Source organism: Acidobacteriota bacterium, assembly GCA_034211275.1.
In the GTDB taxonomy this organism is placed as follows: Bacteria; Acidobacteriota; Thermoanaerobaculia; order Multivoradales; family JAHZIX01; genus JAGQSE01.
This window is the reverse complement of the sequence record JAXHTF010000233.1, coordinates 1-9,827: the sequence shown is the minus strand read 5'-3', so window position 1 is coordinate 9,827 and position 9,827 is coordinate 1. Positions and strand designations below refer to the sequence as shown.

Genomic DNA, 9,827 nt, shown 5'->3' with positions numbered 1-9,827 from the left:
GGGCGGTACATTCCAGCTGGGAGACGTCGGATTCCTCGACCCCGAAGCCCACCACGTGGAGCACCAGATCGACCCCGGCCTGGCGGGCCACGGCGCAGGGATCGCCGCCGCAGGTCTCCAGCCCGTCGCTCACCAGCACCACCGTCGTCTTGCCCCTGCTCTCCCCGGCGACCTCGAAGGCCTGTTCCAGAGCTCGGGTGATGGGGGTCTTGCCCTTGGGGTTGAGGGCTTCGATTTGCGCGCTCAAGGCTTCACGGTCCAGCGGGCCGAGGGGCTGGATGAGCTCTACATCCTGGCAGTCGCCCTCCCTCCGGTGCCCGTAGGCGAGGAGGCTGACCTGAGCTTCGTCGGGCAGATTCTGGAGCAGGTCGCCCAGCGCTCTCCGAGCGATGACGATCTTGTTCTCACCGTCCACCTGGCCCCACATGGAGCCGGAAGCGTCGAGGATCAGCACCAGCCGTGGTTCGGCCGCTGAATCCCCTGCCTGTTCCTGGGCCTGCACCGGGCTCGATACGACGGCCAGCACCATGGCTAGAGCCAGCGAGAGCCAAAGCCAACTCCCCCAGCTTCGCGTCTCGATCCCCTGGCTACGCCGCGGGTGGATGGCCATCTCTCGACGGACTGGTACCTTTAGACTGCTCATCATCTTCGTCTCCTACAGATTACCGGGGGAAATTTCTCCCGTGATTCTACCCAATCTCTTCCTTCCGCTGGTCTCAGGCGTTGTCGCGAGCCTTCGGTTGTGACAAATTCATGCATCTCCGAGGTTCGGACATGCTTTGGCTGAATTCGCCATCCATCCCCTACGTCGCTTCGGCTACCTGGGGCAAGTCCTGGGTCCGGCAGAAGCTCTTCTGGCTCTGCCTGTGCTGGGTGCCGTGGGTGTTGCTGATGGGCTGCGGTCAGCCTGGGGACAGACCGGAGCTGCGAGTGGTGATCAGCACCCTCGCCACTAGCGGCTCTGGACATGACGTGGTGCGCGGGGCCCAACTGGCTCTGGATGAAGCGGGGGGGAAGGCCGGAGGGCATCCCATTGCGCTGGAGATCTACGACACCCTGGAGCTGACGGCGGAGCAGCCTCTCTCGGTGCGGCTGGAGAAGGCGATTGCCGAGCAGGCTGTGGCGGACCCCCAGGTGATCGCCTATCTGGGGCCCATGGCCAGCCACCAGGCCAAGGTCTCGATGCCGATTCTCAATCGGGCTTCGCTGCCCCAGGTCAGCTCCACCACCACCTGGCCGGGCCTGACCCGTGCCGGCTTTGGGCCCGGCGAGCCGGGGATCTATTTCCCCACCGGCAAGCGGCATTTCTTTCGCGTCGCGACGCCTGACGACGTGCAGGCCGCCGCCGCCGCGCGCTGGGCCAAGGAGCTGGGCTACCAATCCATTTACCTCCTGCACAACTCCTTGCCCTATGGTCAGGGGCTCAGCGGCATTTTCGAAGAGACCCTGCGGGATCTCGGCCTCGACATCGTCGGGCACTCCAAGCTCGAAGTGGCCTCCACCGACCGCGAATGGATCATTTCCCTGCCGCAGAAGATTGCCGAGACCAGCCCGGATCTGGTGTTCTATGCCGGCGGTAGTGAGCAGGGCGCCGTCAATCTGCTGCGCAATATCCGCCGACAGAATCCGGAAATCTCCATCCTTGGAACCGAGGGCATCCAGCGCAATGAGTTCATCGAGCGCCTGGGCCGGGAGCACGCGGAAGGCATCTTGGCAACCAACGTGGCTTTGCCCATCGATCAGGCTCAGACGGAGACCGCCAGGATGTTTCGGGGGCGGTACCAGGAGCGGTACGGCGAGGCTCCCCAGCCGTTGGCGGCGAGTACGTACGAAGCGATGAAGGCTATCTTGTGGGCTATCGATACCGCTCCCGAACCCAGCCGGGAAGAGGTTCTAGCTGCGCTCCACAGCATGCAGGAGGTCCCCGGTTTGCTGGGGCCGTGGCATTTCGACGAGCGAGGGGACACTTCACTCCAGGCGGTCGCGGGTTATCGAGTCGAGGAGGGGCGCTGGGTCTTTCAGAAGCTTCTCCGTTAAGCTTGCTGCCGACCATGCAATTACGCCGCAGGCCATCCGTCAGTCGTCAGCTCTTGCGGCGGGTCATGTTGCTCGGGGCTTCGGCCATGCTGAGCTTTATTCTGCTCCTGCTGCTGGCCCTGCGTATCGCAGAGCAGGATGTACGGGATCGGATGAAGACCGCCGGGGCTCGGGCCACCATCGTTCTCGACCAGGAGCTCGGTGCGATCCAGGATGATCTGCGGGCCACCGGAGACGCCATGGCGGCGGTGCTCGACCAGCCGACCCACGCCCGGCAGGTCTTTCGGCGGGCCCTGCTACGCCAGAGCTCGATTTTCGAGCTCGCGCTTCTCGATCCCGAGGGACAGGTCACGGTGCAGCGCCACCGAGTCTTCGACCGCTATCGCGACCAGAACCTCCTCGCTCCCCGGCCCTGGCCGGAGGATCTGAGTGCTGGCGAGATCGTCACCGGTCCTGTGGAATTCGAGGCGGTGGGCGAGATCGAAATTCCCTTCCTGCGCTTCACGGTGCCGGTGATTGGGGAGGCCGAGGAGGTGGTAGGAGCGCTGCAGGCCCGGGTCGATCTTTCCAGTCTATGGTCCACCATCACCGCCATCCCGGTGGGTTCCCGGGGGCACGTCTATCTCTCCGACGCCGGCGACCGCGTGTTGGTGCACCAGGACCTGCGCTGGGTGCGCGGGGACACCCGTCTGGCCTCCGCCATCGGGCGCTCCGCCAAGGATCTGGCCCAGCCCGGGCTGCACCTTTATCGGTCGCTGGACGGCGCCTGGGTCGTGGGCACCGGTGTCGCCCTCGAGGAGCTGCCGTGGTACGCCCTCATCGAGGAGCCGGCGGTGGACTCCTTGGTGCCGCCTCTGCTCCAGGCAGCCTTGCTGGCGGTGTTGGTCCTGGCTTTGGGCTGGCTCAGCCTGAGCATCTTGCGTTTCACTCAGCGTCGGTTGGCGGATCCCCTGGCGCAGCTGCGGGCCGGTGTCGAGCGCATCGGCCGCGGCGACCTGGCTCATCGCATTCGCATCGACAGTCAGGACGAGCTCGGCGCTCTGGCGGCGGAGTTCAACGCCATGGCTGCGGAGCTCCAGGCCACCATCGACGACCTCCAGCAGCGAGTCGCCGAATTGCGCAGCGCCCAGGGCGAGCTGCGGGAGGCCCGGGACAATCTGGAGCGCGGCGTCGAGGAGCGCACCGCCGACCTCCAGGCGGCAACTCAAGAGATGAAGGCCTTGCTCTACATGGTCTCCCACGACCTCCGCGCTCCCCTGATCAATCTCCAGGGCTTCGCGGGGGAGCTGCGGGCGGCGCTCAACGACATCCGGCCGGCCCTCGAAGCCGCCTCGCCGCACCTCGATCCGGAAACCCGCACCCATTTGAGCCGAACCCTCGATGAGGATGCCCTCGATTCCCTCGGTTTCATCGAGACCTCGGTGCTGCGCCTCAACGACTTCACCCACGCCCTGCTGCGCCTGTCCCGCGCCGGCCACCAGGAGCTCAGCCTGGAGGAGCTCGACCTGCAGCGGCTGGTACACCAACTGCTGGACACCATGGCCTATCAGATCGAGCAATGCGACGCTCAGGTGGAGGTAGGGGACCTGCCACCGCTGGTGGCGGACCGCATGGCCATGGAGCAAGTGTTGGGCAATCTGGTGGGCAATGCCCTCAACTACCGGGCGCCGGAAAGGCCCCCCGAAATCCTCATCCAGGGGGAGTGCAGCGGCAACGAGGTCCAGCTGCGGGTCAAGGACAACGGCCGGGGCATCGCCGAGGAAGACTTCGACAAGATCTTCGCTCCCTTCCGGCGCATCGGGCACGTCGATTCGGAGGGTGAAGGGGTGGGCCTGGCTTACGCTCAGACCCTGGTGCGGCGCCACGGTGGCCGCATCCGCTGCTTCTCCACCGTCGACGTCGGCAGCGAGTTCGTGGTGACCATCCCGCGCATGCCGGAAGACCGGATGGCCTCATGATCCGGCGGCCCCAGGGGGCTGCGGTGGCTGGCTTCAGCCTCATCGAGGCTCTTATCGCGCTCACAATCGTTTCCTTGACGCTGCTCTTGGGCCTGGCGGCGGTGTCCCAGCACCGCACAGCCGTGAGCATCCTCGATGCTCGCAGCACTGCCCTGGAAGCCACCGAGGCGGTGCTCGAATCGCTGCGCGCCGGAGCAGTGCAGGTCCAGACCGGCCCGGTGCGCTGGCTCGGCCCGCCGCCGCCACTGGCCGTCGACCCTGACCTCAAGCTTCAGCTGGCCCTCCGAGTGCGGGATCTCGGGCCCCCGGGGCTGCGGGAGGTGACGGTGATCACCCGCTTCGAGGTCTTGGGGGAAACCCGCATCCTGCAGCATCCCACCGCGGTGTGGAACGCGCCATGAAGAGGTCCGTTTCCCGTGCGGCTTCCGGGTTCACCCTCATCGAGGTGTTGATCAGCCTCATCCTCATCACTCTCGCCCTGACCCTGGCGGCGCAGCTGCTGGTGGAGAGCCGGCTACTGCTCGAAGACTCCAACCGCCGGGCCCGGGACCCGGTGCTCACCCTGGCGGTGAGCCAGCTGCGCAACGATCTGCAAGGCTCGGCGGCGGTGGTGGGCGGTGGAGCCTGGAGCTCCGGCCCACTGGTGCTGACGGGGCTCGACGTGGGTACGGTGACCTACGCGGTGAGCGGCAATGCGCTGGAGCGCCAGGTGGTCAATTCGCTGGGGGTGGAGAGCTCCCGCCGCGCGGTCCTGGCGCCGCTCAAGGGCTGGCGCTGGCGGGCGGTGAACGCCAAGCTGGTGGATGTGGAGCTGGTGGTGGAGGAACAAAACCCCGTCCCCCACCTGCGCACCGGCCCGACCCCCCGCAACCCTCGGGAGCAACGGTGGGCTTTGCGTTCCGCGCTGCGTAGCGGCGAGAGGGAGCGCTCCTGGTGAGGGTCTCCGGATGAGAAGGCTTCGGCAGAGATCCGCGCGTCAGCAGGGTACCGCGCTGCTCATCGCCCTCTTGGTACTGCTCATCGTCAGCTCCGCCCTGGCAGTCATCGCCGCCTCCATCCAGCTCGACCTTAAGCACCACCGCCGCCAAGAACGCCTGGTCCGCCTCACCGCCAGCACCGACGCGGGCATGGCGGAAACCTTGGCGGAGCTGCAGGCGGATGCGAGCTTCCCCGGTTTTGAGCCGTACGAGTATCACGGCGCCTTGGTGGAGACGACGGTGCAGCCCATCGGCAGCAAGCTGGTGCGGATCATCGTTTCAGCGCTCTCGGAGGGCGAGGAACGCTTTGTGGAGGCGCAGGTGCTGCTGGAGAAGGAAGGCCCCAAAGTCCTCGCCTGGCGCCGCTTGCCGCCGGGGTGACGGCTTGGGCCTCCGCCCTCCGGTGAAACCCTACTATTCTGAGCTCTCTCTCAGCATGGCCCCGTAGCCTTCGCGGAAGGTGGGGAAGCGGAAGCGATACCCGAGCTCTTTGAGCCGCCGGTTGCTCAGCCGTTTGTTGCTCCCCCGAATCCTTCCTCCCTCCTCACCCCGAGCCTCCACCGGCACCTCCGGCGCCCCCGACTGCTCCGCCAGCCACCGCAGCACCACACACCGATCCACCGGGTCATCGTCGACTCCGACGTAGGTGTCCTGGACGGCCTCGGGATTCTCTAACGTTTTCTCGATCAGAAATTTGAGGACGCCAGCGCAGTCGTCGCGATGGATCCGATTGGTATACGTCGGCGGCCCTTCCTGGCAAGCCGCTTCGCCCCGGCGCACGGAATCGATCAGCCGCGTCCGCCCCGGGCCGTAGATGCCCGAGAGGCGCACGATCGTCGCCGGATACGGCCCGTTCCGAAACACCTGCTCCCCCTCCAACAGACGCTGGCCGGTGAAGCTCTCCGGCTCCGTCACACTCTCCTCATCCAGCCAGCTGCCATCCGTCTGGCCATAGACGCCGGTGCTGGAGGTGAAGAACACGCGCTGCACAGCCTGCCCCTGCCGCTCCAGCGCAGCCAGCAGATTCTTCGGCCCTTCGACGTAGGCCGCCCGGTAGGCTTCGTCGCTCCGCCCCGAGGCGGAGGCGCAGTAGACGACGAAGTTGATGCCCGTGGGCAGATCCTCCAGCGTTTCCGGCCGGGTCAGGTCGGCGCGGATGGTTTCCACGCCGGGGATATCTACGGGGGCGCTGCGGCGGAGGCCGTAGACGCGGTGGTTGGCGGCTTTTAGCTCAGCGGCGAGGGCGCTGCCTACGTAACCGATGCCGGCGATGAGGGTGGTGGTGGGCATTTCGGGCCTCCGCTTTGGTGGATAGTCCTTGCGGATATGTTCTAATTAGGCAATTCTTGCCTATTCCAGGTGGCTGATTGTAGGGGACTTACAGGCGCCAGGTGGGGGCTTGCTGAGGTAAAATGATCTCTTTTGATAGACTTCGACGCTATAAGATGTAGAAGGGCACAAACTGAAGCGCTTAGCCAGCCTTATGCCTTAGGCCAATATGCTCGAGAGCCCTTCTTGTTGTCTTGGGCGTTCCCAGATTCGAGCTAAGCGACTAGTTGCTTCGGTCGCTTGATATTTTTGCCTGTCCGCAAACCTGCGGCTCTTGGAACTAAGCTCTAGGAAGGATACGAGTTTATGGACCTGGCCGCGAGAGGGAGGCGGCATCTATTTGGAGCGTGGCTGGACTAGCCCTGTAGAGTTCATTCTGGTCCACAAGCGCAATTTGGAGGAAACATGCAAGTCCGAACCACCCCACACATCATTGCTTCGCTCGCCGTAACCTTGCTCGCCGTTCTTTCTGTCTGGCCTGTTCAGGCTGCTGACCAGCGCCCTTTTTCTATTCCTATCTCGCCGCAAGTGCTCGAGGCGACCTTGGTGTTCCCCGATGGCTCGGAGGGGACTGTACAGGTTCGGGATGGCAGCATGATCACGATCAGCGACAACGCTACGGGCGAGACGCATCACATCGTGCCGGCATTGTCGAAGGACGAGGCTGGAAAGGTGGAGGTGTTGATGCTTCGAGGTTTTCAGACCAAGAGCGGGGCCAGTGGGGTGGAGCAGATCGGTGAGCCTCTCAGCCTGTCGATTGGAGACAACGGGGACTTTCCTAGTCCCTCCGGCCTGTTCTCCATCAAGTTCGACTCGATCACCAGCCAGCTCATCGAAGACGACCTGGTTGGGCTTCGTCATGACTCACTCCAAGATCTGCTTTCCGACGAGGATCCTCCCGTGGCTCAGGAGAGCGAATGCTGCGTAAGCTGTGGCGCCTATACGGTGTGCGCCTGCGTGGTCAATCTGAATTGCGGTACATGCTGTTCCGGAGATTGCTGTGAAGGCATCCGCAACGAGCCCAAAACCGACGATCCAGGCCTACCTTGAGCACGATCCAGGCCTACCTTGAGCGACGAGACTCCATCTGACTTGGAACCTGTGGCTTCTACAAAGAAGTGCCGGGATTGTGGGGAGAGCATCCAGAAGGATGCCTCCCTTTGTCATCATTGTTCGGCTTATCAGAGGCCAATATTGAATGGCCTCAAGCATGTCGGCTTCTTCCTTGCTGTCTTTTCCTTGATAGCGTCGACCTTGACCTACTTCTGGAACAACACTGAGGGGCTACGCTATTACCTCTGCGGAGACGACAAAATAGAGCTACTGTCGTTGAAATCCAGTGACCGTCTGGCGGTGGCGAATGTGGGCGACGGGCCGCTCATCGTGCTGCACCTCAGGCTGACCTCGAGCTTTGAGGGGACGACCTACAGCAACGTGATCGAGATTCAGCAGCAGGTCGAGAAGGGAAAAACCTTGGTAGTCAGGATCGGCGAGCAGGAGCCGGCTGCTCGAACCCCTTCTTCGGCTGATTCCGGGAGCAGCAACACCCGGCAGATAGTTCGACAGCTTTTTGACCCTCAATCACCCGCCTTGGCCCAGCTGAGGGAGGCCGAAGACGGCAAGATCTCTACTTTTCCTGCGAGAGGCTGTCTCTATCTACTAGCTCCGAAGCGAGACAAGAGATTCGAGCATTGCTTCGACCTTGTTGGTGTACCGCTAGTCGTGGCTACTTCACCACGATCCTCTTCTCAGAACCAAGACGCCGATGCAGGCTCTCTGCAGTCCCCTACCCCCGCCCCTCCCGAAACCTCCCCATAAACTCCACCAGCTCCCGCACCGCATCCAACCCCGTCGCGTTGTAGATCGACGCTCGAATCCCGCCCACGGACCGGTGGCCCTTGAGGCCTAGGAGGTTCCGCTGGGCGGCTTCCTCTACGAAGGTGGCTTCGAGGTCGGGGTTGGCTAGGCGGAAGGTGACGTTCATGCGGGAGCGGCTGCCCTCTTGGGCGTGGCCCTGGTAGAAGCCGTCGGAATGATCGATGGCGTTGTAGAGGAGCTGGGCTTTTTCCTCGTTGATCTTCTGCATCGCCGCCAAGCCGCCCTGATCCTTGATCCACTGCAGCACCAGGCCGACCATGTAAATGGCGAAGACCGGGGGCGTGTTGAGGAGAGAGTCCTTGGCGGCCATCTTGGCGTAGCTCATGGTGTCGCCGAGGTTGGGGCCGCAGCGCTCCAAGAGGTCCTTGCGCACGATCACGATGGTCACGCCGGCGGGGCCGAGATTCTTCTGGGCGCCGGCGTAGATCACGCCGAAGGGGGCGAGGTCGATGGGGCGGCTGAAGATGTCCGAGGACATGTCGCAGACCAGCGGGACCTCGCCGGCTTCCGGCGTCTCTTGATATTGGGTGCCGGCGATGGTGTTGTTGCTGGTGTAGTGGAGGTAGGCGGCCTCGCTGTGCACCGAGAAGTCGCCGGGGCCGGGTACGCGGTCATGGCCGGTGTCGGCGCTGGACCACAGCTCGTGAGCGGAGCCGTTCTTCTTTGCCTCCGCCAGCGCCATCTCGCTCCAGCGGCCGGTGGTCAGATAATCCGCGGCGCGGCCGCCGGGGCGTAGGTTCATCGGCACCAACATGAATTGGGTGCGGGCGCCGCCGCCCATGAAGAGCACGTTGTAGTCGTCGCCGGCTCCCGCCAGCTCCAGCACGTCGGCCATGGTTTGCTGGTGGACGCGGTCGTAGGTGGCGCTGCGGTGACTCATCTCCAGGATCGACATGCCGGAGCCCTCGAAGTCCAGCAAGGACTGCTGTACCTGTTCCAAGACCGGCAGCGGCAGGGCCGCCGGGCCCGCTCCGAAATTGTGTACCCGATGGGTCATAGCGATTCGCCTCCTGAGTTGCTCATTGCTGTAGAGAATCTGTGGGCCCTTGCCGGCGGCCCGGACGGGAACCGCGCTGCCGAGGGGGCCGCGAGTAGACTAACATCCGCTGGCAGAGGGGCCAGCGACAATTCAGCTCCAGGGCCGCGCCATATAATCAGGCCGCCGGCTCTGCTGCGACTCCGAATTTCCGGAAGAGACGTTTCGCCAACGCCTGCCGGCCCGAGGCCCACCATCATGAGCCAACGCTTCATCGAAATCGCCCGCTTTCCCTCCCGCATGGAGGCCGAGACCGTCGGCCACGCTTTGGACCAGCACGGCATCCCCTTCGTGGTGCAGAGCGACGATATCGGCATATTCGGCCCCGGCATGTCTTGCTGGACCCCCAGCGGCGCCCGGCTGCTGGTGCCGGAGTCGGCGCGGGAGGAGGTGGCGGGGCTGCTGACCTGCGTGGTGGGGGCCGGAGATGAGTTGGACGACGAGTTGCTCGCGGCGGTGGAGAAGGCGGCTATGGCCGAGGATTCTGAGGTTGAAGAATCCCAGCCGGAGGCGGAGTCCGAGGACCCATGACTCATGGGCATCTGGGCCTGGAGCCCGGAGGGGCGCAATGGTGGGCGGTTGCCCACCCTACGGCGCCGAGCTCCAAGGTCT

11 protein-coding genes are annotated in these 9,827 nt (G+C 64.3%); 8 read left to right on the top strand and 3 right to left on the bottom strand.

The features are described 5' to 3' along the window. Window positions 1–646: VWA domain-containing protein (locus SX243_23155; GenBank protein ID MDY7095883.1), on the bottom strand; the 646-nt coding region annotated here is incomplete at its 3' end. Window positions 647–774: 128 nt separating this feature from the next. Between SX243_23155 and SX243_23150 the strand changes: the two genes are divergently transcribed. The 5 genes from SX243_23150 to SX243_23130 all read left to right on the top strand — a co-directional run bounded on the left by SX243_23150 (window position 775) and on the right by SX243_23130 (window position 5,353). After that, entirely contained in the window at window positions 775–2,037 is a 1,263-nt protein-coding gene (locus SX243_23150) for a branched-chain amino acid ABC transporter substrate-binding protein (GenBank protein MDY7095882.1), read from the top strand. A gap of 86 nt (window positions 2,038–2,123) precedes the next feature. Then, window positions 2,124–3,995: an ATP-binding protein gene (locus SX243_23145; GenBank protein ID MDY7095881.1), complete on the top strand. Its 1,872-nt coding sequence runs from the start codon at window positions 2,124–2,126 to the stop codon at window positions 3,993–3,995. Between the two features lie 74 nt (window positions 3,996–4,069). Beyond that, the gene (locus SX243_23140) at window positions 4,070–4,396 is read left to right on the top strand and encodes a hypothetical protein (protein ID MDY7095880.1); all 327 of its coding nucleotides are present in this window, start codon (window positions 4,070–4,072) and stop codon (window positions 4,394–4,396) included. Continuing rightward, the gene (locus SX243_23135; GenBank protein MDY7095879.1) at window positions 4,393–4,932 is read left to right on the top strand and encodes a prepilin-type N-terminal cleavage/methylation domain-containing protein; all 540 of its coding nucleotides are present in this window, start codon (window positions 4,393–4,395) and stop codon (window positions 4,930–4,932) included. The genes SX243_23140 and SX243_23135 overlap by 4 nt, the downstream gene beginning before the upstream one ends. A gap of 10 nt (window positions 4,933–4,942) precedes the next feature. After that, complete coding sequence (locus SX243_23130; protein ID MDY7095878.1) at window positions 4,943–5,353, top strand: hypothetical protein; 411 nt, start codon at window positions 4,943–4,945, stop codon at window positions 5,351–5,353. Between the two features lie 33 nt (window positions 5,354–5,386). On the opposite strand, the gene SX243_23125 is transcribed toward SX243_23130, so the two are convergent. Then, on the bottom strand, window positions 5,387–6,262 hold the full coding sequence (locus tag SX243_23125) for an SDR family oxidoreductase (protein MDY7095877.1): 876 nt from the start codon (window positions 6,260–6,262) through the stop codon (window positions 5,387–5,389). 444 nt (window positions 6,263–6,706) lie between these two features. Between SX243_23125 and SX243_23120 the strand changes: the two genes are divergently transcribed. Together SX243_23120 and SX243_23115 are read left to right on the top strand one after the other, a co-directional pair. Beyond that, a complete protein-coding gene (locus SX243_23120; GenBank protein MDY7095876.1) occupies window positions 6,707–7,351 on the top strand; it encodes a hypothetical protein in 645 nt (214 codons plus the stop codon). 18 nt (window positions 7,352–7,369) lie between these two features. Further along, on the top strand, window positions 7,370–8,119 hold the full coding sequence (locus SX243_23115) for a hypothetical protein (GenBank protein ID MDY7095875.1): 750 nt from the start codon (window positions 7,370–7,372) through the stop codon (window positions 8,117–8,119). Here SX243_23115 and serC read toward each other — a convergent pair. Further along, on the bottom strand, window positions 8,088–9,176 hold the full coding sequence (serC, locus tag SX243_23110; GenBank protein ID MDY7095874.1) for a 3-phosphoserine/phosphohydroxythreonine transaminase: 1,089 nt from the start codon (window positions 9,174–9,176) through the stop codon (window positions 8,088–8,090). The two genes, SX243_23115 and serC, sit on opposite strands and share 32 nt — an antisense overlap. A 237-nt stretch (window positions 9,177–9,413) precedes the next feature. Between serC and SX243_23105 the strand changes: the two genes are divergently transcribed. Beyond that, window positions 9,414–9,746, top strand: a complete 333-nt coding sequence (locus SX243_23105; GenBank protein ID MDY7095873.1) for a hypothetical protein — start codon at window positions 9,414–9,416, stop codon at window positions 9,744–9,746. Window positions 9,747–9,827 lie beyond the last annotated feature (81 nt).

Excerpts from the sequence above, each read along its gene's own strand:
- SX243_23150 (MDY7095882.1), top strand. The coding sequence starts at position 775 with ATGCTTTGGCTGAATTCGCCATCCATCCCCTACGTCGCTTCGGCTACC.
- SX243_23145 (MDY7095881.1), top strand. The coding sequence starts at position 2,124 with ATGCTGAGCTTTATTCTGCTCCTGCTGCTGGCCCTGCGTATCGCAGAG.
- SX243_23135 (MDY7095879.1), top strand. The coding sequence starts at position 4,393 with ATGAAGAGGTCCGTTTCCCGTGCGGCTTCCGGGTTCACCCTCATCGAG.
- SX243_23130 (MDY7095878.1), top strand. The coding sequence starts at position 4,943 with ATGAGAAGGCTTCGGCAGAGATCCGCGCGTCAGCAGGGTACCGCGCTG.
- SX243_23125 (MDY7095877.1), bottom strand. The coding sequence starts at position 6,262 with ATGCCCACCACCACCCTCATCGCCGGCATCGGTTACGTAGGCAGCGCC.
- SX243_23120 (MDY7095876.1), top strand. The coding sequence starts at position 6,707 with ATGCAAGTCCGAACCACCCCACACATCATTGCTTCGCTCGCCGTAACC.
- serC (MDY7095874.1), bottom strand. The coding sequence starts at position 9,176 with ATGACCCATCGGGTACACAATTTCGGAGCGGGCCCGGCGGCCCTGCCG.
- SX243_23105 (MDY7095873.1), top strand. The coding sequence starts at position 9,414 with ATGAGCCAACGCTTCATCGAAATCGCCCGCTTTCCCTCCCGCATGGAG.